General features: G+C 49.9%; 26 protein-coding genes. 18 read left to right on the forward strand and 8 right to left on the reverse strand.

Features of this window, described 5'->3' with window-relative positions; translation table 11 throughout:
• Positions 1-73: 73 nt before the first annotated feature.
• From KBY68_RS10425 to larB, 8 genes are read left to right on the forward strand one after another with little or no spacing between them, the layout of a single operon-like run.
• Complete coding sequence (locus tag KBY68_RS10425; protein WP_255097153.1) at positions 74-5,203, forward strand: alkaline phosphatase D family protein; 5,130 nt, start codon at positions 74-76, stop codon at positions 5,201-5,203.
• Positions 5,204-5,258: 55 nt separating this feature from the next.
• Positions 5,259-5,720: a phycobiliprotein lyase gene (locus KBY68_RS10430; RefSeq protein ID WP_255097120.1), complete on the forward strand. Its 462-nt coding sequence runs from the start codon at positions 5,259-5,261 to the stop codon at positions 5,718-5,720.
• Between the two features lie 22 nt (positions 5,721-5,742).
• A complete protein-coding gene (trmD, locus tag KBY68_RS10435) occupies positions 5,743-6,432 on the forward strand; it encodes a tRNA (guanosine(37)-N1)-methyltransferase TrmD (RefSeq protein WP_315855663.1) in 690 nt (229 codons plus the stop codon).
• Positions 6,433-6,445: 13 nt separating this feature from the next.
• Positions 6,446-6,865 (forward strand): nucleotidyltransferase substrate binding protein, encoded by a 420-nt coding sequence (locus KBY68_RS10440; protein WP_255097122.1) that lies wholly within the window; start codon positions 6,446-6,448, stop codon positions 6,863-6,865.
• Positions 6,862-7,347 (forward strand): 2-C-methyl-D-erythritol 2,4-cyclodiphosphate synthase, encoded by a 486-nt coding sequence (gene ispF / locus KBY68_RS10445; RefSeq protein WP_255097123.1) that lies wholly within the window; start codon positions 6,862-6,864, stop codon positions 7,345-7,347. The genes KBY68_RS10440 and ispF overlap by 4 nt, the downstream gene beginning before the upstream one ends.
• The gene (locus KBY68_RS10450; RefSeq protein WP_255097124.1) at positions 7,344-7,784 is read left to right on the forward strand and encodes a TIGR03792 family protein; all 441 of its coding nucleotides are present in this window, start codon (positions 7,344-7,346) and stop codon (positions 7,782-7,784) included. The genes ispF and KBY68_RS10450 overlap by 4 nt, the downstream gene beginning before the upstream one ends.
• Positions 7,781-8,590 (forward strand): methyltransferase domain-containing protein, encoded by an 810-nt coding sequence (locus KBY68_RS10455; protein ID WP_255097125.1) that lies wholly within the window; start codon positions 7,781-7,783, stop codon positions 8,588-8,590. The genes KBY68_RS10450 and KBY68_RS10455 overlap by 4 nt, the downstream gene beginning before the upstream one ends.
• Positions 8,587-9,258, forward strand: a complete 672-nt coding sequence (larB, locus tag KBY68_RS10460; protein ID WP_255097127.1) for a nickel pincer cofactor biosynthesis protein LarB — start codon at positions 8,587-8,589, stop codon at positions 9,256-9,258. Before KBY68_RS10455 ends, larB begins: the two co-directional genes overlap by 4 nt.
• 5 nt (positions 9,259-9,263) lie before the next feature.
• Here the strand turns inward: larB and KBY68_RS10465 are convergent, their stop codons facing one another.
• The 5 genes from KBY68_RS10465 to KBY68_RS10485 form a co-directional block, all read right to left on the reverse strand.
• A complete protein-coding gene (locus tag KBY68_RS10465; RefSeq protein WP_255097128.1) occupies positions 9,264-9,653 on the reverse strand; it encodes a HEPN domain-containing protein in 390 nt (129 codons plus the stop codon).
• Positions 9,640-10,005, reverse strand: coding sequence for a nucleotidyltransferase domain-containing protein (locus KBY68_RS10470; protein WP_255097130.1), 366 nt, complete (start codon positions 10,003-10,005; stop codon positions 9,640-9,642). Before KBY68_RS10470 ends, KBY68_RS10465 begins: the two co-directional genes overlap by 14 nt.
• A 5-nt stretch (positions 10,006-10,010) precedes the next feature.
• Entirely contained in the window at positions 10,011-10,958 is a 948-nt protein-coding gene (locus tag KBY68_RS10475) for a DUF1517 domain-containing protein (protein ID WP_106499639.1), read from the reverse strand.
• A 104-nt stretch (positions 10,959-11,062) separates the two neighbouring features.
• Positions 11,063-11,272: a sulfur carrier protein ThiS gene (gene thiS, locus KBY68_RS10480; RefSeq protein WP_106499628.1), complete on the reverse strand. Its 210-nt coding sequence runs from the start codon at positions 11,270-11,272 to the stop codon at positions 11,063-11,065.
• Positions 11,265-12,302: a thiamine phosphate synthase gene (locus tag KBY68_RS10485; RefSeq protein WP_390634990.1), complete on the reverse strand. Its 1,038-nt coding sequence runs from the start codon at positions 12,300-12,302 to the stop codon at positions 11,265-11,267. The genes thiS and KBY68_RS10485 overlap by 8 nt, the downstream gene beginning before the upstream one ends.
• 60 nt (positions 12,303-12,362) lie before the next feature.
• Here KBY68_RS10485 and KBY68_RS10490 point away from each other — a divergent pair, with 60 nt between their 5' ends.
• Positions 12,363-12,503, forward strand: coding sequence for a hypothetical protein (locus tag KBY68_RS10490; protein WP_162842889.1), 141 nt, complete (start codon positions 12,363-12,365; stop codon positions 12,501-12,503).
• 1 nt (position 12,504) lies between these two features.
• Here the strand turns inward: KBY68_RS10490 and KBY68_RS10495 are convergent, their stop codons facing one another.
• On the reverse strand, positions 12,505-13,488 hold the full coding sequence (locus tag KBY68_RS10495; RefSeq protein WP_255097131.1) for a bifunctional riboflavin kinase/FAD synthetase: 984 nt from the start codon (positions 13,486-13,488) through the stop codon (positions 12,505-12,507).
• On the opposite strand from KBY68_RS10495, the gene KBY68_RS10500 reads away from it, so the two are divergent.
• Positions 13,487-14,044 carry a DUF3611 family protein gene (locus tag KBY68_RS10500; protein WP_255097133.1) on the forward strand — a complete coding sequence of 186 codons (558 nt, stop codon included), beginning with the start codon at positions 13,487-13,489 and terminating at the stop codon, positions 14,042-14,044. The two genes, KBY68_RS10495 and KBY68_RS10500, sit on opposite strands and share 2 nt — an antisense overlap.
• Here the strand turns inward: KBY68_RS10500 and surE are convergent.
• Positions 14,007-14,804, reverse strand: coding sequence for a 5'/3'-nucleotidase SurE (gene surE, locus KBY68_RS10505; protein ID WP_255097134.1), 798 nt, complete (start codon positions 14,802-14,804; stop codon positions 14,007-14,009). The two genes, KBY68_RS10500 and surE, sit on opposite strands and share 38 nt — an antisense overlap.
• Before the next feature lie 26 nt (positions 14,805-14,830).
• Here surE and pheS point away from each other — a divergent pair, with 26 nt between their 5' ends.
• The 4 genes from pheS to KBY68_RS10525 are packed head-to-tail and all read left to right on the forward strand — an operon-like array spanning position 14,831 to position 17,923.
• Positions 14,831-15,838, forward strand: coding sequence for a phenylalanine--tRNA ligase subunit alpha (pheS, locus tag KBY68_RS10510; protein ID WP_255097135.1), 1,008 nt, complete (start codon positions 14,831-14,833; stop codon positions 15,836-15,838).
• 1 nt (position 15,839) lies between these two features.
• Positions 15,840-16,751 (forward strand): NAD(+) kinase, encoded by a 912-nt coding sequence (locus tag KBY68_RS10515; protein WP_106499633.1) that lies wholly within the window; start codon positions 15,840-15,842, stop codon positions 16,749-16,751.
• 2 nt (positions 16,752-16,753) lie between these two features.
• Positions 16,754-17,446 carry a response regulator transcription factor gene (locus KBY68_RS12330; protein ID WP_255097137.1) on the forward strand — a complete coding sequence of 231 codons (693 nt, stop codon included), beginning with the start codon at positions 16,754-16,756 and terminating at the stop codon, positions 17,444-17,446.
• Between the two features lie 9 nt (positions 17,447-17,455).
• Positions 17,456-17,923: a DUF192 domain-containing protein gene (locus tag KBY68_RS10525; protein WP_255097138.1), complete on the forward strand. Its 468-nt coding sequence runs from the start codon at positions 17,456-17,458 to the stop codon at positions 17,921-17,923.
• Here KBY68_RS10525 and cbiE read toward each other — a convergent pair.
• Positions 17,886-19,139 (reverse strand): precorrin-6y C5,15-methyltransferase (decarboxylating) subunit CbiE, encoded by a 1,254-nt coding sequence (cbiE, locus tag KBY68_RS10530; RefSeq protein ID WP_390634991.1) that lies wholly within the window; start codon positions 19,137-19,139, stop codon positions 17,886-17,888. The genes KBY68_RS10525 and cbiE overlap by 38 nt on opposite strands.
• Before the next feature lie 111 nt (positions 19,140-19,250).
• On the opposite strand from cbiE, the gene KBY68_RS10535 reads away from it, so the two are divergent.
• From KBY68_RS10535 to KBY68_RS10550, 4 genes are all read left to right on the forward strand, one after another.
• A complete protein-coding gene (locus KBY68_RS10535; protein WP_255097139.1) occupies positions 19,251-19,550 on the forward strand; it encodes a hypothetical protein in 300 nt (99 codons plus the stop codon).
• A 178-nt stretch (positions 19,551-19,728) separates the two neighbouring features.
• On the forward strand, positions 19,729-20,253 hold the full coding sequence (locus KBY68_RS10540) for a hypothetical protein (RefSeq protein ID WP_255097140.1): 525 nt from the start codon (positions 19,729-19,731) through the stop codon (positions 20,251-20,253).
• Between the two features lie 5 nt (positions 20,254-20,258).
• Positions 20,259-20,879 carry a hypothetical protein gene (locus KBY68_RS10545; RefSeq protein WP_255097141.1) on the forward strand — a complete coding sequence of 207 codons (621 nt, stop codon included), beginning with the start codon at positions 20,259-20,261 and terminating at the stop codon, positions 20,877-20,879.
• A 406-nt stretch (positions 20,880-21,285) separates the two neighbouring features.
• Positions 21,286-21,609, forward strand: coding sequence for a hypothetical protein (locus KBY68_RS10550; RefSeq protein WP_255097142.1), 324 nt, complete (start codon positions 21,286-21,288; stop codon positions 21,607-21,609).

The raw sequence follows: 21,609 nt of genomic DNA on the forward strand, positions 1-21,609 counted from the left end.
AACAAGCCAAGCTGATGCCGCACGATTTGGTGCTGCACTTGCTCCCGCTGTTACAAATGAACTCGTAGCAGATATTGTAAATCAAGCCTACAATGGCAACCGAGAACTTCTTGGTAGCGAACAACTTGCTTGGCTGAAAAATGAGATAAGTACATCCACTGCAACTTGGCAGGTTCTTGGTTCGGGAACATTAATGCAAAATATGGCAATTCCAGCCGAATTACTTTTAAATGCCGGCGATCCTAAAGTATTAGCGAAGTACGCCGCACCATTGCAAAAATTAGCTCTAGGCCAAACACTCACGGCAGAAGAACAAGCACTATTTAATGAAGCTGGCAAAATCCCATACAATCTTGATGCATGGGATGGTTATGGTGTTGAGAGGGAAGAAATTTTCAAGGCAGCACTACAACTTGGCAAGAACCTTGTAAATCTTGCCGGTGATACTCATAACGCATGGGCTGGCATACTTGATTTCATGGGTAATGCTGATATTGCCCAACAAGCCTTCCCCACAGGTAGCTTCCTGGTGGGTACAGAAAATCGTGCCGCCTTCAAGGAAATCATCACCTCTGGTGAAAATACCAATAACAAATATCGTTTCAATGGCATACCAGATGGCATTGGCGTAATTGACAATGGCTCCACTCTTAGGGTTCTTGTAAGCCATGAGCTCGCTAGCACTGCCGGTGTTGCTCGTGCCCACGGATCTACAGGTGCCTACGTTTCAGATCTAACAATCGATAAGGCCACCTTGGCCGTAATTTCCGGCGCTGATTTCCTTAAATCGGCAAACGATCTCTACCTTGCAAACAGCACTGGCACCGGCTGGACAAGCGGCACCACCTACGCGTTTAGCCGTTTTTGCTCAGCTGATCTTGCTGCAGCAACAGCATTTAAAACAGCCACTGCCGGCTACGACGGCCGCATTTTCTTAACAGGAGAAGAAAGCGGCGCAGAAGGCAGAGCCTTTGCACACATCGTTACGGGTGCAGAAGCTGGCCGCGTTTATGAACTGCCCTCCCTTGGTAATCTTTCCTTTGAAAATGTTGTTGCTAATCCCAAAGAGCAAGCCAAAACAATTGCTGTTGGATTAGACGACACCAGCACAGATGGCCAGGTATACGTTTATATCGGAAGCAAAGCAGCTACCGGCAATGCTGTTGAGAAAGCGGGCCTAGCCGGTGGAAAGCTATTTGGCGTAAAGGTTGGAGCCGCCGCCGCTCTCGCCCAAGAAGTTGCAACAACTGCAGCTGAAACCGGTCTTGCTCTCACCAATGGCATTGGTGACTTCAGCCTGGTTGATCTAGGCGATGTGAAAGCAAAAACTGGCGCTGAGTTAAATACAGATAGCAAAAATAAATTTGTAACAAACTTCCTGCGCCCAGAAGATGGTGCTTGGAGTCTTGATGGTAAAACCTTCTACTTCGTAACAACGGCTTCCAGCACCACAAATAGCAGGCTCTGGGCCCTTGAATTTAGTGATGCAAGCAATCCAGAGGCAGGCGGCAAAATAAAGGTTCTTCTAGATGGAAGTGAAGGTCATATGAGTTTAGACAACCTCACTGTTGCCAACGACGGTAATATTCTTTTACAAGAAGATCCAGGTACTAATGCTCGCCTAGCTAAAATCTGGGCATATAATGTTTCAACAGATAAGCTAACTGAGCTAGCTCAACATGATCCAGCGCTATTCACAGGCACCGTTTCAGGCACGGGCAATGTAACTATCGATGAAGAATCTTCCGGTATTGTTGATATCACTTCATTCCTAACAGGCGTTGCCGGTTATGACACCACTAAATTTAGTTATTTCCTCTCCACTGATCAAATCCATAAAAAAGTAGACGACCCAATTGAACAGGTGGAGATGGGTCAGTTATCAATTATGGCTACGCCAAAGGTTCCAATCGTTCCCGGAACCTTCGCTGGAATTGAGCTGGCAACTCCAGGTATTTCTTCCCCTGGCTTCGAAAAATATTTCCCAGGTGTAACAGGTTTAGACAGCATATTTGAAGCCTATGTGAATGATCTAACCTACGCAAATTTACAAGATCGAGGATTCCTTGATCTAAACATGAGCAAAACTCAAATAACTGCTGGCTTTGAATTTATTAAAGGTATAGATCCTATTACAAAGCAACCTATTTGGGAACGCGATACTTTAATTACCAATTCCACATCTAAGCTCAAAGAATTAATTGGGGTAAATACACCTTTATTGAAATCCAAAGTTCCTGGGTTAAAGATTTCTGAGGTATTCACAATAGGAGAAGCTTTTGGCACCTATATCCCCACCGGCACCCCTGATGGCATGGGCGCCTACTTGAAAGATGCAAATACAATTCGCTTGCTCTTCCAATCAGAAATCGTTAAAACCGCTGGCTATGAATATAAACTCGCTAATAACACCCCTTTAACCGGTGCTCGTATTCACTACCTTGATATAGATAAAGCTTCTAATCAAGTTATTGGTGCTGGCCTTGCCTACGACAAAGTTTATGATCGCAGCGGCGCTCTTGTTACAACTGCTAGTCAGATATCAGGTGATGCAAATACCAAAAATGGCTTTGATCGCTTCTGCGCTGCAAACCTGATCGAGGCCAATCCCTTTGGCACCGGCAAGGGCTTTGCTGATCGCATTGAACTACTAGGAGAAGAAAGCAGCTCTGCCAACAACTCACTCGGTGGTGCTATGTATGCCCTGGATGTGGCAAATAATGCACTACACGCTTTGCCTGATCTCGGTTTTGGTTCATGGGAAGGTGCCACCGCCGTAGACACCGGCAACACAAACCAAGTAGCTCTCATCCTTGGTGATGACTACGCATCCGCAACCCTTGGTGCTCCCATCTATATGTATGTGGGCACCAAGAGCACTGCAGCTAACGCCACCTTCCTACAACGCAACGGCCTCACTGGCGGCAAGCTTTATGCCTGGGTTGCTACCTCAGGTGCTGCCCTAAACCGACCCAGTGAATTCAAAGGATTTGGCACCTCTGCAGACGGCAACTGGGTGGAAATCGCCACAAAGGATGCCGCCAAGGCCGGCACCACCGGTTACGACGCCCAAGGTTACAAATCTGCAGATCTACTGCGTAAAGATGCCGACAGCAAAAATGCCTTCCTTGCTGCTCGAATTGAAGATCTAGATTACAACCCAAATAATTTCAAACAAGTTGCTTTTGTTGCCACAGGCAATGAAACATTTGATGGCGGCGTCGACCTACTCGGCACCGTTTACACCCTTGATGTAACATTCAACGGCGCCGTTCCAGCCGCAAGCAAACTAAAAATCGTTTACGACGGTGATGATGCAGGCAACGGCAGCGCTGGCCTGCGCAGCCCAGATAACATCGCCTTCTCTAAAGACGGTTTCATCTACGCCCAGGAAGATAAGGCTGTTTATTCAACTGCAAGCGATTCCAAATACGGCACGGAAAAGGGCTCCATCTGGAAGCTCGATCCCACCACCGGTAAAGCCATCCGCTGGGCACAAATCGATGATTCCATCGATCCCGATGGTGCCGGCGGCCAAGCACTAGACACCAAAGACAGCGGCTACTTGGGCTATGGCTGGGAATCATCAGGCATCATCGATGTATCCGCCCTCTACAACCACGCACCCGGAACCGACTTCTTTGCAAACGTTCAAACCCACGGCGTTAAAGGCGGTGCTATCACCGATCAAAACCTCGTGGCCGGTGGGCAGATTCTTAAGCTTGAATCTGCAATTGCAAAAACAAACCTCAGCTACACACCATCAACCGGTGGCAATCCAATAACAGCTAAATTCACACCAAAATCTGGATCACTTGAGGGTGATGCCTCATTTAACCGCCTAGCGGCTTCACCATCATTTACCAATAAAAATCCCAAATTAGATATTGGCAAAACCGGCTTAAATTTCTCGCTTAGGATTGATCAATCCAGTACTGATAAAACAGCTGATGTATCAGTTGACCTAACACCAATGCTCGATGGATTATCAACTACAGGTAAACGCCTTGCTTATTTTGTTTACGACACCCCCACTGATGGTTCAGCTCCATTAGCAACTGCCTTTACCTACGACCCAATAAAGAAAGCTGGTGCTCGTTTTTACGACCTCGATGGCAATGGAACTGCCGACACAGCAAATCTAGAATTTGTAGACGGTGGCTATGGTGATAAAGATGGTGTAAAAAATGGAACTATAGTTGACCCTTCCACTCCAGGTGTTGTTTCTATCGCTGCCATATTTACAGCAACTTCAAATAGCCTCTCAGTGGGCGATCCCACAGATAGCACATCTCCAGCTGCCATAATTGTTAAAGCAAGCATTAGCTCAAGGGCAAACTCGGTTAACCAAGTTGGTTATGTGGCACTTAACTCCTCGGAAGCAAATACCCTTACCTATGATTTAATACGTGATCGAGGCACCATTTTGATGGCCAACTTAGAGAGCAGCAATGCCCCTAACGTATCTGCAATGAAACTGGAAAACAATATCACACTTATAAACGGCCAAAAGCTTGTATTTTTTGAAATTGTAGATACAACCCTCGAAGCCTTAATGGCCAAGGGATCAACAATTGATAGTTTTGGGTCTAATTTCCAAATTCTCGATGTAACTAAACAAACGGATACCACTGCAACAGCAAGCAAGGGAGGTAACACCCTTGCTCTTAGCCTTCAGCCTGATTCCGTGGTTGCGTCCCTGGGTGATCTGATCTCCAATAAAATGGGTGAAAATCCAATCCTTGATTTCTCTGCCTTAACTGGCAGCATAATCACAGGTAGTGTTTCCCTTGCAAGGGAAGCAAGCTACGACTCATCAATTGGTTTCTATCGCATTCAAAGAAATGATGGAGCTGTATTGGATCCAATCACCAATACCTTGATAACGCCCGGCTCAGCTGGTTATAAAGCAGCGGCTTTAAGCGCTAGCAATCTATTCACTGGATTTGGCAACCTTTCGATTTCTAATGGTGCCACCCGCACAGACACATTGGCCGAATTCAGTGATGCTGGGATGCTTGCACCATATGCAACTGTTGCTCAAACGGGAGAAACCTTCTTCTCCTTTAAAGGAGCAAATAGCGATGGCATGAACCACTTCCGCATGCTTGGATCTGGTGTTATTGGCCTTGAAGATGTAGCCGGTGGTTTCGACCAAGACTTTGATGACAACGTATTGAGCTTTAACTTCAAGCTCAAATAGGGCACTGCAGTCTGTTCTATCGATCCGGCAGGATGGGCATAGCACCTACCCTGCCGTGATCGCTGCCGCCACTGAATTCCAGCCGGGCTCTGCTGCAGAGCTACTAGCCCTCTGCGCAGGTGAATGGATGTGTTTGCGTTCCAAATATGTGCCGGCTGGCGGTGATGAGGATTGGCAACAAAGTGAAAGGGCTGATCTGCAATGGATCTGGCTCGCCAGCACTGAGCCAGATCAGTTAGGAACATTGCAGTTCCTAACCAAGGGGGAACCTCCCCAAAAACTGCAATTTTTTAGCGATGGCAAGCTCAAAACCGCAACAGGTGATCATGCTTCCTGGAAGCTGCGCGCTGGCCAACTGGAATTAAGCCAGCAGATTGGCGCACAACGATTAGAGGAAACGATCTGGTTTAGTAAGCCAAATCTGCGCCTGCGCAATGTGTTGATTTGGCATGGTGATCAATTAATAGCAGCACAGTTTTGCTCGGAAATCCGCCGGGTTAGCCGATCTGTGGCTTGAAATGATCCCAACAGATAAGCAAATGCGCATTGATGTGTTGAGCCTGGTGCCGGAGGCATTTGCACCATTGCGGCAATTAGGAGTAATTGGCCGCGCCTTTAGCAATGGTATTGCCGAACTTCACTGCCATAATCCCCGTGATTATGCCCTAGATCGCTACCACAAAGTAGACGATGAACCCTATGGCGGAGGTGTTGGGATGGTTTTAAAGCCGGAACCCGTTTTTGCTGCCTACGGCGCTATTCCCAAGGGGCCAGCAGGGCGCAGCCTATTAATGACACCCCAAGGCAAACCGCTATGCCAGGCCGACCTGCAAAGGTGGGCCGGGGAATATCAGCAACTGATCTTGATTTGCGGCCACTATGAGGGCTTTGATGAACGCATCCGCAGCCTTGCCGATGAGGAGATCTCCCTTGGTGATTTTGTGCTCACTGGAGGCGAGCTACCAGCGATGACGATTATTAATGGCGTGGTTCGTTTGCTACCCGGCACCGTTGGAAGCGCCGAATGTTTAATTGATGAAAGCCATAGCGCTGGTTTATTGGAACATCCCCATTACACGCGTCCGGCTGAATTTCAAGGGCTTAGTGTTCCAGCGGTATTGCGCAGCGGCGACCACGCTGCCATCTCCCGCTGGCGCAGCGCCCAGCAGCAGCAACGCACCCGCGAGCGCAGGCCCGACCTGTGGGCTAAATGGCAGGCGCAGCAATGATTAGGTCTAAGCGATGACAGAAGATATACGCTGGCAACAACGCTTTAGCAATTTTCAGCTTGCCTTATCGCAGCTGGAAACTTCTTTTGAGCCGCCGGAGCTCAATGGGCGTGATCAGCAAGGGCTAATCAAGGCATTTGAATACACTTTTGAATTAGCTTGGAATTCGCTGCGCGATCTATTTAGCTCAAGGGCAATGGTTAGCTACAAGCCAGGTTCCGATATTGATCTATGCTTAGAAGGCAAAAACCTTAACCACAACAACCGCTTGCTAATATTAAGTGCAGTGGGTGATCTACTATCGCCCTGGCGCGTAGATCTTGTAATCATGCATCAATTAGATCAAAATTTATTAAACCATATTAATAGAGTTGGCCATTGCATTTGGAGAAAAAGCACCCCCAAAGATCTTTCTATTCACCATCAACCATGAATATCCGGATCGGCAATGGCTACGACATTCACCGCCTAGTTGCAGGTAGGCCATTGATCATTGGTGGCCAGTTACTAGAGCATCCCGCCGGCTTAGGACTCGATGGCCACAGTGATGCTGATGTGCTGGTGCATGCAATCATGGATGCCCTTCTTGGCGCCTTGAGCTTGGGCGATATCGGTAAATACTTTCCCCCTGATGATCCCAAATGGAAAGGCGCTAATAGCCTTGAATTACTAAAACAGGTGCATTTATTAGTAACAGCTAAAGGATGGCAGGTAGGCAATATTGATGCTGTGATCATTGCCGAAAGGCCCAAACTAAAGCCGCACATTGAAGCGATGGCCGCCGCCATTGCCAACCAGCTTTGCCTTAGTGCCGATCAGGTGGGTGTTAAAGCAACTACAAATGAAAAACTAGGCCCTGAAGGTAGGGAAGAAGGTATTTCTTGCCATGCGGTTGCCCTACTGGTGCGCCTATGAAAATTAGTGCCTTGTTAAAAATACTGGCGGATAATTGCCTGATCCTTTTGGGCTTTTTTGCTTGCCTTTTGATAACAACAAGCCCAGCTATGGCCCTGCGGGAACTTGATCCCAATGCGGGGGTGGTGGAGGTTTTACAAATGCCGGTAACAAAAGACCAAACCAACTGTTGGCGCATGGCAGAGGAAAAGGTATGGGAACCATGGCTTGAGCAACAGAGCGGTTACCAAGGCAGGGAATTACTTTGGGATCGCGATCGCCAACAGGCCGTGGTTTTAATTGGTTGGTTGAGCCAATCTGAATGGGATGCAATTCCAGCTGACAGTATTAAAAAAACTGAGCAACGATTTGATGGGGTTTTGCAACGTTGCTTAGGTAGTGGTGCCTCAAAACCCCTACCCCTACAACGCACTGGATCTTTGCAACCAATACCATGACCTATGTGCTCGGCACCCACAGCGAAGAACTAGAACGGCTTGGCCGTCAACATCAAATCTGGCAAGCAGAGGCCATGGCTGCTTGGGATAAAGCTGGTTTTAAAAGCGGTGATCACCTTTTGGATCTTGGTTGCGGCCCAGGCTTTGCCAGCTTTGATTTAGCCGAACTGGTGGGGTTAACAGGGCAGGTGCTAGGCATCGATCAAGCCGCTAACTACATCACACATTTAAATAAACAGGCCGCTGAATTACAGCTTCCACAGTTAAAAGCTGAACTGCATGATTTAACAGCATCCACACCTACGCTGATTGGTAATCAAAACTGGGATGGTGCCTGGTGCCGATGGTTGTGCATGTTTCTTACTGATCTAGATCCCCTATTGGCATTAATCAAAAGCTCCCTAAAGCGCGGCGCCAAATTAGTTATTCATGAATACATTCGCTGGGATACCTTTTCATTGCATCCCCATGGCGCAGCTCTAGCTGAATTTGTGAACTGTTGCATTCAGCATTGGCAATCCCATGGTGGTGATCCAAATGTGGCTAGCAGGCTTCCAGCGCTTTTGCAGCAGCAGGGTTTTGAACTAGTAAGCAGTTGCAGCCTGCTTGCCTGCACAACTAACGGCCAGGCAAAAGCCCAATGGCTAGAGGATTTTCTTACTAGCTACCCGTCCCAGCTAATTGCTGATGGTGTTTGGACACAAAGCCAGCAGGAGGCCCTTGAAGCAGAAATTAGCCAAGCCAAAAAAAATCAAAGCCTCTGGCAAACCCCTGCCCTTGTTGAACAGATTTGGCAAAAATCATGAAAGATGATCAGAGTGAAATATTGCATCGTTTAGATTTAGATCGCCGTAATCGGCTTGGCATGATAGAGGCAGTGTGGGGAGAACATAAAACAGCAGAACAGATAATTGCCATTGCCATTGAGATGCAGGCTGCGGGTGAATTAATGCTTGCCACTAGAATTAATCAAAGCAAAGCCACTGAAATTGCACTTAAAATACCAAATATTAAATATTATCCTCAGGCGCGCTGTTTAAGCCTTGGCAAGTTGCCTGAAACCGGCATTGATGGCTTTGGTGATGTGGCGATCCTCACCGGTGGCAGCAGTGATATCGGCGTTGCCTCTGAAGCGCAACTTGCTTTGGCCTGCCATGGTATTTATTCTGATTTAATTGCCGATGTGGGCGTGGCTGGCTTGCATCGGCTCATGCATCAATTACCCGAACTTCATAAGTATCAGGTTTTGATTGTGTGCGCTGGCATGGAAGGTGCTCTCCCAACCGTGGTTGCGGGTTTACTGCCCCAGCCGGTCATTGCCGTGCCAGTGAGCGTGGGTTATGGAGTAAGCGCCGGTGGAACGGCAGCACTGCATGGAATGCTGGCAAGTTGCGCGCCGGGGCTTGCTGTTGTGAATATCGATAATGGTTATGGGGCAGCAATGGCAGCTTTACGAATTATCAAAGGTGCTTAGCAAAATTAATTAGATGCAATTTCAGTTTCAACTAATTCGCGCAGCATTGCGATCCAAGCGAGCCATTCTCTCCGAGGCAATTCCGAATCGCTTGGCAAATCTTCATAGCGATAAATTGTAGCTAATGGGGAAAGATCGGCCAATAAGTTTAGCCCTGATGGCAAACAGATTCCAATTCTAGCAAGTAAAGCAATAAGCACATTTAAATCATGACTGCGGGGGTAATCCTGCTGATGAAAAGCAAGCAATGCTTTTAATAATTTTTCCGCAGCCTGCTGAGCATGAAAGCCAACGGCATCATCAGAAATAGTTTTATCATCAACTAAAAGCACCAAAATAGCTTGATCCTGCAAAGCCTTACGCAGCAAAAGATTAGCTTGTTCAGCTGGCTTCATATAACACTCTGCCTTGCAAGGCTGCTTGGTATTCAATTGTTCCAGGTATTAGAGATCTTTCCGAAAAACTTTCCTCAGTAGTTACAACCAAATCAATCGGTATCAGCACATCACTTAATAGTTTTCGCAAGCGAATAATTTCCTGATAGCGGTTTGATATATTCTTCTCTATAACCATCAAATCCAAATCATTCGCAAACTGAAGCTCTCCCCTCACCGCAGAACCAAATATTATTATTTTCGCAGAGCTACCATCTAGCAATAAGCGTTCGAGCACTTGAGCAATTTTAGCCTCAGTTACAGCCCACGGCGTAATTTTATTTGATTTTTTATACGCAATATCCTGGCTCACAATTATCAAAGGTGCTTCAGTTGTGGATAGGCGGTAATCAACTCATCAGCGCTTAATACATCGCCTTCCGCATCCGGCTGCCAGATCACTTCTAGGGCCAATAGATCGCTGGCTGGCACTGCTCCTAGCACCCCCAAGGCATCGCGTAACTGCTCGGCTGTATCTACAGATTTAATCGTCATACGTCGGCGGCTAGCCACCAATATTGTTATGGCGATGTAATCATTGGAAGCATCAGCATCACCAGCTTTAACGATGCTTGCTTCATTTTCATCGCGGCGGCGACCAGCAAAGTTACTTGTTACTTCACTACTTAATTTGCTGCGTTCCTGCATTGAAAGGCGATTAAATGTGGCCTCTGCCGTATTAAAAGGCACTTGACCCAATTCAACATTTGCATATACCCATTGGTCGGGATGGCGCAACAAAGCAAGGGTTGCATCCTGCAATACCTGTTGCAGGCCAGCGCTATTGCTGGTATCTGCGGTGCGCGCATAGCGACGCAAATCCTGTTGCAATGAGCGGGCACTGGCGAGCAGGCCAAGTTGCAGCTGGGCCACCGCTACGGGGCCATCCACAATTTCCCGTTCAGCTGGTAACCCAGGGTTGACGCCGCCGCCAATGGCACCCCTCAAGCCATTAACAACCACCCCAACAATTGCCATCAGGATCAAAAAGCCAAATAGGCCGCCGCCACCAAAACCTAAAAACGGCACGATGAATGGAAAACCAATACCACCGCCACCAAAACCACCTCCGTAGCCACCGCCATAACCACCCCGGTAGCCACCACCACCGCCATAGCCGCCGCCACTGCGAAATGAAGGGCTAGAGGAACGGAAGCTGCCGCCACCGATGCGGCCACCACTGGCAGCATCAGCTGGCTGGGGGTTACCTAAAAAAAGCAAACCAGCAGCAATAACTGGCATTAATGAAAGCGAAAAGAAACGCATGATCCGGCGGTTTGAAAAGCGGTTGGTTAAAAAAGTGAGCAACACCTAGGGCGCCATAACTAGCCAAATACTAGGAAAGCTGAGCGGGTTCGTTGTTACGGAATCTACCCACCTCCAACGATCGTTACCACCTCCAAACGATCGCCAGCTTTGATTAGCTGATCAGCCCAGCAAGACCTTATTAATAATTCCTCGTTGTATTCCACCACCACCAGTTGCGGTTTATAGCCAAGCCATTGCAGCAATTCAGGCAGTTTTAAACCAACGGGGCAACTGCTTTGCTCACCATTAAGCCAAATTTGGCATTCAGTCATTAGCTATGAGCTCCAGTAATTCTTTAGTTGCTGCAGCTGGATCGGCCGCTTCCATCACCGCGCGCACCACGGCAAAACCAGCAGCAGCGCCAGCTTCAGCTAACACTGGCTGCAAATTGCTTGCATCAAGGCCACCGATGCAAAAAAACGGCACTTGGGCATTTGCAGCCGCAATTCGCAAGTAATCAAAACCCACAGGCTGCCTTCCAGGCTTAGTGGGGGTGGCATAGATGGGTCCCACACCCACGTAGTTGCAACCAGCAGCTTGGGCCCTTTGCAAATCCTCAAGGCAATGGCTGCTTTGGCCAATCAAACGATCGGGGCCCAGCAAACGCCGCGCCATCGCTGGCGGCAGATCTGTTTGGCCGAGGTGCACGCCATCGGCATCCACCGCAAGGGCAATGTCTAGCCGGTCGTTAACAATAAAAAGAGCTCCATAGCGGTTGCATAGCTGCCGCAGGGCAAGGGCCTCCTGGTAGCGCTGCAGGTCGTTTGTGCTTTTACTGCGATGTTGCACCAGTTTCACCCCAGCCTTAAGCGCTTGCTCCACCACCTCAAGCAAATGGGGCACCTCTGCAGTAATCAAATACAACCTGGCCGCCGCCAGCCGTTCCACACGGCTTTGATCAGCTAGAAGCTGGGTTTCTAAATCGTATAAACGGTAGCGGCAGGCCTCTGCCACAGCAGCCAGGCCAGGGTTGCTGGCCCTGCCAAATTCCTCCAGCACCCTCAGGGCCTCCTGGGCCCTTGCGCAATTAGCGGCCACCACCGCTTGGGAATCCAAACGTTGCGCCTGGGCTGGATGGCCTAAACCAGCTGCGCTGTCGCTAGCTGTGTGGCGCGCTTGGCGGTAGCTGGGCAAATGGCAACTACCCAGTTGCTGGCGTAAATCCTTAAGGGCTGCCACCAGGTCGCGGCGGTTTAAGCCAAAGCGGGCCCAATCTTCCGCCACCCGCAAACCCTCCCGGGCGCGGTCGAGATTTGCATCCAGTAGGCGCAACACCGCTGGATCAACGCAAGGGGATGTCACAACAATTAGAGCCAACGCGCTGTTCCCTGTTTAGCCTGAAATATCCCCCGCACCTTTGTGGTGGCAGAAGAACCTAAAACTCTCCCCCAATACAGCAGTTCCGATAACCCCACCACGGTGTTGATCTGGGGTGCGGTGCTACTGGGCGGCATCGCTGCCTTCATCGCCTGGGGACTCACCCATGCCTACCCAAGCGCCTAGATCAGCAATCGGAAGCTAAAAACTCAGCAGCTGCTGCTGCATCCTTTGCGATCTGGGCGCTTAATTCCGCCAATGAAGCAAATGTGCATTGGCCCCGCAGCCACTGCCTTGGTTCCACTGTGAGCGTTTCGCCTTCCAATTGCAGATCAACCCCCAAAAGGTGCACCTCAACGGCGGAAGGCGCCTGGGGGTCGATGGTGGGTTGACGCCCCAGATTCATTACTGCAGCAAGGTTTTTACCATCACTTCGTTGCACCCAAGCGGCATAAACACCCTCTTTTGGTAAGCACTTGCGGCCGTCTACCTGCAGATTTGCAGTGGGCCAACCCAAGCCGCGGCCAAGGCCCCTGCCGCGCACCACCAAACCCTGAAAGCGATAGGGCCGCTGCAATAAACGCACCGCTTCCTTTAGATCAGCCTCAGCTAATGCCTGGCGAATGCGGCTACTGCTAACGCGCAGGCCATGGTCGGCCAGCATCGGCAGCACCTCCACGGTTACACCAGCGGCAGCGGCGAGGCGCACCAAATCCTCAGGGCCACCGCTGCGTTTAACGCCAAAACGGAAATTTTCACCGATGGCAATTGCCCCTGCCTTTAATTGATCCAGCAACACCTGTTGCACAAATTGCTCGGGGGTTAAAGCAGCTAGGGCGCGATTAAATGGCACTAAAACCAATTGTTTAATTCCTAATTCCTCTAGGCAGCTCAGCTTTTCCTCTGGCAGATCAAGCCGCAGCCTGCGTTCACCGGCAAGCACCTCGCGGGGATGGGGCCAAAAAGTAAGCACCGTTGGCAGCAGCTGGGGCCTTTGCCGCGCCGCTTCCACAACGGCTGCCATCACACGGCGGTGGCCGGCATGGACGCCATCAAAACTGCCTAGGGCAAGGGCCGTTGGGGTATCGACGTCCTGGGGGGAGCGTAAAAAAATCAAGGCCACAGGCCGTGCCAGATCTATCCTCCCATGGCAACTTGGGGAAAACCCCATGGCCGACCGCCTCGATCTCCAGCGCATGGCAGCCGCCTTTCGGGCCATGGGCTGGGTTGCCTTCTGGAGCCAGCTAGCAATGGCCGTTGTGTGTGCTGGCGTTCTTGCCTTCAACAGCATCGGCAGCGATCTAATTCGCAATCGCGATCGGGCCATTGGCTTAGGGCCTGGCCTATCGCTAACAACGCTCGCCCTGTTGGTAATGGCCTACAGCATCTGGCAAGACTGGGGTTTAATCCGGCTCAGCCGCGCCCTAGCTGGTGGCACCACCGCAAGGCCATCCAAAGCTGAAACCACCGCCCAGGTAAAACGCCATCTGTTGGCAAGCCTGGCGGGTGTAACCCTGGCGGCAATTGGTTATCAAGCCCTAGCTGGCAGCCTCACATTTCAAGCCTCAATCCAACAACCGGGTTTTGCCGGCAGTGGCGGGCTTGGCAATAACGCCATCACCTCCCTAGAAATGTTTTCGGTGATGGCAAATACCCAAGCCCTCACTGGCCATTTAATTGGCCTTTGGATCAGCCTTTGGCTACTGCAACGCATCCAAAGGCGATAGGTGGTAGATCACCGCGCCAGAAAAATTCCGGTTGCAACGGCGTTAGGGCCATGCCGCCGGCCTGCACCTGGGCCACATCCGTTGGCCATTCCCTTGGCCCTGCCCCGGCTGCATCCACATCATTAAGCACTTCACCGGCTAACCAGTAGTAGGTGCGACCCCTTGGATCCAGACGTTGGTCGAATTGATCGATGTAGCGGCGCACGCCAGGCCGGCACCAACGCATGGCGCCGATGCGTTCAGCAGGAACAGCAGGCACATTCAAATTGAGCAATAACCCCTCGGGCCAGCCTGCAGCCAGTGCTTCTTCAGCTATTTCCAATGCTTTCTCGGCTGCTCCATCAAATTGACGCCAGTCGAAACAGGCACTGCTGATCGCCATGGCCGGCAGCCCCTCCAGGGTGCCTTCCATGGCAGCTGCAACGGTGCCGGAATACATCACATCAGAACCAAGGTTGGGGCCGTGGTTGATGCCACTGAGCACTAAATCCGGTGGTTCCGCTAAAAGTTTGCCCAGCCCTAATTTCACGCAATCGGAGGGGGTGCCACTGCAGGCCCAGGCCTCAATGCCAGAGCCAAATAAACCATCCGCCCGTTCAGCCCGAATGGGGCTTTGCAAAGTGAGGCCATGGCCGGTGGCGGAGCGTTCTTGGTCGGGGCAAACCACTGAAACCTGATGGCCACGGCGGGCTGCTTCCTTTGCCAATGCTTGGATGCCTTCGGCAAAAACGCCGTCGTCGTTACTGATCAGGATGCGCATACAGTTATAAGCTCTGCTTTAAAACCGTGGTAACCGGCCTCAATTTAGAGGACATAACCGCCCAGCTATGTGCTCTAGAGGCAGAAGCAGCGGCTGCCATCGAAGCTGCCGCCGATGGGGCGGCCTTAGAGCAACTGCGGATTGATCTGCTCGGCAAAAAGGGCAGGCTTTCAGGGGTGCTGGCGGCCATGGGCAGATTGCCTGGCGAGCAACGCCCCCTGGTGGGCCAAAGGGCAAATGTGCTGAAGGAACAGCTGCAGGACTTGCTGCAGGAACGCTTGCAGAATTTGCGCCAGCAGGCGATGGCCAGCCGCATTGCAAGTGAAACCCTTGATGTAACCCTCCCCCCTAGTTACGTGCCATCGGGCCATAGGCATCCGCTGGTGAGCACCACAGATGCGATCGTTGATATCTTTTGCGGCCTTGGTTACCGCTTGGTTTCAGGCCCTGATATCGAAACCGACCACTACAACTTTTCCGCCCTCAATATCCCCCCAAACCATCCGGCAAGGGATATGCAAGACACCTTTTACCTCCCCGGTGATCGGCTTTTGCGCACCCACACCTCACCGGTACAAATTCGTCACCTGGAGGCAAATCCACCACCGGTGCGGGTGATCGCCCCAGGTCGTGTGTATAGGCGTGATGCCGTGGATGCCACCCACTCGCCGGTTTTTCACCAAGTGGAGGTGTTAGCCATCGATGAGGGTTTGGATTTCAGCCATCTGCGCGGCACCGTTACCCATTTCCTAAAAGCATTTTTTGGTGATCTGCCCGTGCGCTTTCGCGCTAGTTATTTCCCTTTCACCGAACCAAGTGCGGAGGTGGATGTGCAGTGGCGGGGCCGATGGTTGGAGGTAATGGGTTGCGGCATGGTGGATCCGGCAGTGCTGGAGGGGCTTGGCCTAGATCCAGAACGCTGGAGTGGCTTTGCTGCTGGCCTTGGTGTGGAGCGCTTTTGCATGGTGCGCCATGGCATAGACGACATCCGCAGGCTGTTTACTAGTGATCTGCGCTTTTTAGAGCAGTTCTGAAATGTCCTGCGCTGGACTGATCGTTAACGACGGTAAAGACCTAGCCGTTTGCACCGCCGATCGCATCGAAGCGCGGCTTAAAGCAGCCGGCTGGGATGTGGTGCGGGTAAGTAGTGCCGGTGGAATGGTGGGTTTTGCCAACCCCGACCAACACCTGCGCATGCTGGGCTATGCCGCCTGTGTGCCAGCTGGATTTAACCGTGAGATGTCGCTGGCCATTGTTTTAGGTGGCGATGGCACGGTGTTATCGGCTGCCCGCCAAACCGCCCCTGTGGCGGTGCCGATGCTCACGATCAACACTGGCCACATGGGTTTTTTGGCTGAAACCTACCTGGAGCATCTCGATGGTGCCCTTGAGCAAATAATTGCTGGCCGCTGGAGTGTTGAAGAGCGCAGCATGGTGGTGGTGAGTGTGTTGCGGGGCGACCAGCGGCGTTGGGAGGTGCTTTGCCTCAATGAAATGGCCCTGCACCGGGAACCTTTAACAAGCATGTGCCATTTCGAAATTGCCATCGGTCGCCATGCCCCCGTTGATATCTCAGCTGACGGGGTGATCCTTTCAACCCCCACCGGCTCCACCGCCTATGCCCTAAGCGCTGGCGGGCCGGTGATCACCCCCGATTGCCCCGTGCTGCAACTCACGCCAATTGCCCCCCATTCCCTTGCTTCAAGGGCTCTGGTTTTTAGTGATAGCGAACCGGTTACGGTTTTTCCTGCTACTCCAGAGCGTTTGATGATGGTGGTAGATGGCAGCGCCGGTTGTTATGTGTGGCCAGAAGACCGTGTTTTAATTCGCCGCAGTGATGAACCAGCCCGCTTTATTCGCCTGCAAGACCATGAATTTTTCAGGGTGCTAGGTGAAAAGTTGGGCTGGGGTTTACCCCATGTGGCAAAACCAGCACTGCCGGATTAAACGTGGATCAACCGGCAGCACTTCTATTGGTTGGCGCAGCAGCGCAACAACTAAAAGATCGCCTGGAAGCATCTGGCTACAGCAGCATCAGTTGCAAGCAGGCGGAAGTGCCCAAATTGCTCGCTGGTGTGCAATTAGCGGCGGTGTTGATATCTAAAGATGCCTGCGCTATTTGCGTGCAGTTGCGCAACTACTACGGCGAGGAAAATGCACCAGCCCTGCTGCTAGAAGCAAGCCACAATGATCTTGCCGCCCGCAGCCTTTGCCTTGAATGGGGCGCCGATGATTATTGGTTAGCTGATGCACCACCCAGCGACCTCTTGCAACGGCTGCGCCATCAGATCCAGCTGCACCAACAAACTCCCAAATCAATTGCAGCACTCAATCCACACCAGCTAAGCCTCGGGAACCTGCGCTTAGATCAAAAAGAAAGGCGCGCCTGGCGTGGTAACCGCGACCTTGGCCTAACGGCAAGGGAATATGCATTGCTGCTGATATTAATTGAGCAGCCAGGGGTATGCGTAAGCCGAAAAACGATTTTGGAGCAGGTGTGGGGCCTAACTGAAACAAGTGAAGCTAATATAATTGAGGTGTATGTGCGCTACCTGCGGCGCAAATTGGAAGCCGATGGTGAAAAGCGCCTCATCCACACGGTTCGGGGCCACGGCTACTGCCTACGCAGCAACGATTCCTAAAAAACCATCATGACAAACAAGCAGAGGCAATTAGCAACACTATTTTCAGCAAGTTTATGCCTTTCTTGCATTAGCGCAAAACCAATTAATGCAACTCAAGCCCAATACCTGCCAACGGAAGCGCGCTGGTGCATGGCCCAAGGTTGCATCGATTTAGAAATACCCAAAACATATGAGCAATATGTGCTCGGCCTAAGCAATCGCCCAGCCCTCGGCCCCTGGAGGGGTATGTGGTTCCGTTTTGCGGAGCCCCGGGTGGTGGCTTTTAATATGTATAAATGCGTGCCATTGGATTTAGTATTTATCAGAAACGGCAAAGTTGTTGAAGTAAAAGCAAATCAATCACCATGCTTGAAATTACCTTGTCCTCAAATTATTCCGGTTGAACCGGTTGATGAAGTGATTGAATTACAAGCTGGTCGCGCAGCTGCCCTAGGCATCAAGGCAGGTAGCCCCGCAATACCAAAACTGGATTGAGCGGCGCCAACCGGGTGCCATCAGCAAGCGGTGCCCCACGCCAGGCTTGATGTTGTGTGATTGATATTTGGCAGCCGGATTGAACTAATAGGGGCCTCAATTCAGCAAGGGCCTCGAGGGTGGCAAGGGGCAACAGCACCACACCTGCTGGCCGCAGGCGGGTGAGCACCGCCGCCAGGATTTCAGCCCGCTGGCGGCCACCACCACCGATCAACACCCGATCGGGATCAGGCAGCTGGGCCAGGGCTTCAGGGGCACTAGCTTCCAACACCCCAGCGGGTTGAACCCCCAAACGGCGGGCATTGGCTTCTATCAATGCAGCGCCGCCACCCCTGCATTCCAGGGCCCAAAGCTGCAGCGCCGGCCGCAGCCGCAGGGCCTCAAGGCCAACGCTGCCCACGCCAGCGCCGATATCCCAAAGCACTCCCTGGGCCGGCAATTGCAAATCAGCTAGCAGTTGAATCCGCACCTCACGCTTGGTCATCAAGCCGGGGCGATCGGCCTGCTGCAGAAATAAGCCATCCTCGAGGCCAAACAGGGGCAGGCCGGCGGCCTCAATGTCAGCAGGCGGCTCGGCCAGCAACAGCACCAAATGGAGCGGATCAAGCGGATCGGGCAATGGCTCATCGGGGGCTAGGCGTTGCAGCCGTTGCTGCGGATGGCCTAGTTGTTCACACAACCAAAAGCCATAGGCGGCCTCCAAGCCGGAAGCCCGCAGGATCAAACGCACACTTTCGGCGCCGCCCCGGTTGGGATCGGTGAGAACTATCAAGGCAGCTGGACGCTTTTGTAATTCGGCTGCCAAAGCCTCCGGTTCGCGGCCATGGAGGCTTATCCAACTGGCATCTTGCCAAGGGCGAGCGATGCCGGCAAAGGCCAGTTGCATCGAACTGGGGGCTGGATGGAAACAAAGCTGGGCGGGTTCAAACCGCTGCAGCAGCAGGCGACCAATGCCAAACCAAAGCGGATCACCACTGGCAAGAAGCACCGTTGGCTTAGAGGTTGCCAAAGCAGCGGCAATTGCTTCAATGGCCGCCGCAGGGTGATCAGTGGAAATTAATTGCTGCCCGCTTCTTGGGGCATAGGCCAAGCGGCTGGGGGCTGCCACCAATGCGGCCTGCTTAATCAAAAACTGCAGGGATTGGGGCAAATTCAACACCCCACCCGCATCTGTGCCGATCACATGCAAGCTCACGGCAGGATTTACATCGGCCAGGGTGATCTCAACTAGTGATTTGCATTTTGACCCATACACAGGGACAGAAACAGCAACATCAGGAGCAATCGTACAAATGCACTAAACCTCTCGCTAGCGTTTGCTTGATTAGTGGCAACTTTTGATTCTGGCAATCATTACCCGCCGGAACATCCTCAGGGGAGGAGCTCTACGCCAAAAATTAGAAAAGTTGCGCAGGCCAGCTTTCAACCTCGACCGCCAGGGCTTTCCAAATCAGAATCAACCAACAATGGGGCGTTTGGTTCGTCGCTGCCTCACTGGCGTTTATTTTTATCGATGCTCAACTGGCGACGGGATCCCGATCACGAGCAGCGCATGATGCAGCGGAGGAAAGAGATCGAGCAATTCAGGAACGATACCGAACAGCTGAAGCCGAGAACACCAAGCTGAGGGAACTGAACTCCAAGGTGCACCTTTTTATCCCCCATGGCGCCCCTTGGACTGTTATTACTTTGTGATCCCAAGCGAATGCATTGACCAAGAGCTGATTCCGTATGCTATAAATGAATAAGTTTATGCACTGGAGCACACCAACTTGGTTAAGAAATTCTTAACTAGCTATCCCAGGGTGGCATCTCGCAGGATTGCAACTAAAAGCTGCTTGAGCTTTATTATATTTATAAATTTACATTTGTGGCTCCCTCCTAGTTCATTCTCTCAAATATCTTCCCAGCAGCAACAAAATGCAGGTAGAAAAGAGAATTTTTCTTACTCAATAACTTCTCAGTACGGCGTGCAAACTTCTGGCAGTGCGACACCAAATATGGTTCTTGATAATCGCGCATTGCTAATTATAGCACCAAATTCTACCATAACAAACAAAATTGGCGGAAGCGATGCAAAATCAAGTGTTAATTTTGATTCAACATCAACAGGTGCAAATTTAAATATTAATGGCTTAACTGGTCAGAATAATTGGATAATACAAAAAGCTGAATTTAGCAGCACGCTTAAAACTGCTGATAATTTAACAGCTGATCAACAAAAGATGAATCAACTTGGGAATGGTTCAGCGCTAGGTGTTCATACAACTACCTTGAATATTGAAAAATCAAACAGTTCTTTCCAAACGACCTTCAATCAATCCTTCTAAAGTAAATGTTAGGATCTAATAGACCAGTTTTAATAAAGAGTTTATTCTTTACCATTTTTAGTTTTTTACCTTTACCAGTTTTTGCTCAACCCACAACTAACAGTTCAACTTTGACTAATAGTGCTGCTCCGTCTGCATCATCTGTTACGACAGGAGGAACGAACATTAATTACCAAACTAACAATTCTTATAATAATGAAAATGGTTTTGGACCAGGTGTTTTTTGTAGGACTCCCATTCTCTACGTAGGCGGCAACTATGGTAATAGCGCATTAAACAATTATGATCCAATCCAAGGTAATATACCAGGAAATGTGAGTAATAATTTTTCTGCCAATGTAGGAATAGTGATACCATTTGCCTCTCAGATTTTAAGTAGCTGCAATCAACTTGCATATGTTATTGCTAGAGATAAGGAAATTAGTTCTCAATTATCAATGCTTCGGCTTTGTGCTCAGCTTGATAGAGAAGGCTTAATTGTAGATCCCATTAAATACCCATTATTAAAGCCATGCGCAAAAACACTTAACACAAAAATTAACCAAATTGAGGCTGATTCCACACCAACACAGCCACCAAGCCCAGAGATTCGCAACATCCAGAGAAACCGAAAAAATATTTTATAAATTATGTTATTTTTTAATTTGGCATTGATTTCTATTTCTTCAATAACTAGCCCATCGCTTCACATAAACTCAGCATATATTATTGCCTCTACGAATTCAGGATTTAATTTATATTGTACCGCAAGTCAATCGTCTGGTGATGTGTCATCCGTGTGTCAAGACTTAAACCAGGACAATACAAATATCTATCAATGTTTATATGTACCGGGTGGACAACTCCCATGTACAAACCTAAAATCAGAAATTTCCTACAACTGCTTTATCATTACAGTAGATAATTCAAACGGAACAACTTTCCAGGGCACATTAAATTGTCCTTTGAATACGCCAAATAGTGGTAGGAGAATTAATTCACAAAGATTTTCAAACATAAATAGCTTTAATTCTGAATTTAGCGAGGAATTCAATGTACAATAAAACCCTTTTATTTCTTATATTCTTATTTTTATACAATAATCATGCCTATGCGCAGCAGTGCTATCCATCAGATCCAGCTGGTGTTAATATATTAAATCCATGCCCTAATACACCACAACCTGATGATATTAATAGATTTTACAGTGGAAAGGCTACAAAATTATATTTTGGAAGACCATTGTCACCAAATGAACCCGGAGAAAAAATATACTTCCAACGTATGGAAGGAAAATTTTGGACAGAAATAAATTCAACCAATGGAAATTCTGTTATAAAAGATAATAAGGGAAATTCAATTAAACTTTCAAAGTAA

The organism is Synechococcus lacustris Maggiore-St4-Slac (assembly GCF_024345595.1).
Taxonomy (GTDB): domain Bacteria; phylum Cyanobacteriota; class Cyanobacteriia; order PCC-6307; family Cyanobiaceae; genus Synechococcus_D; species Synechococcus_D lacustris.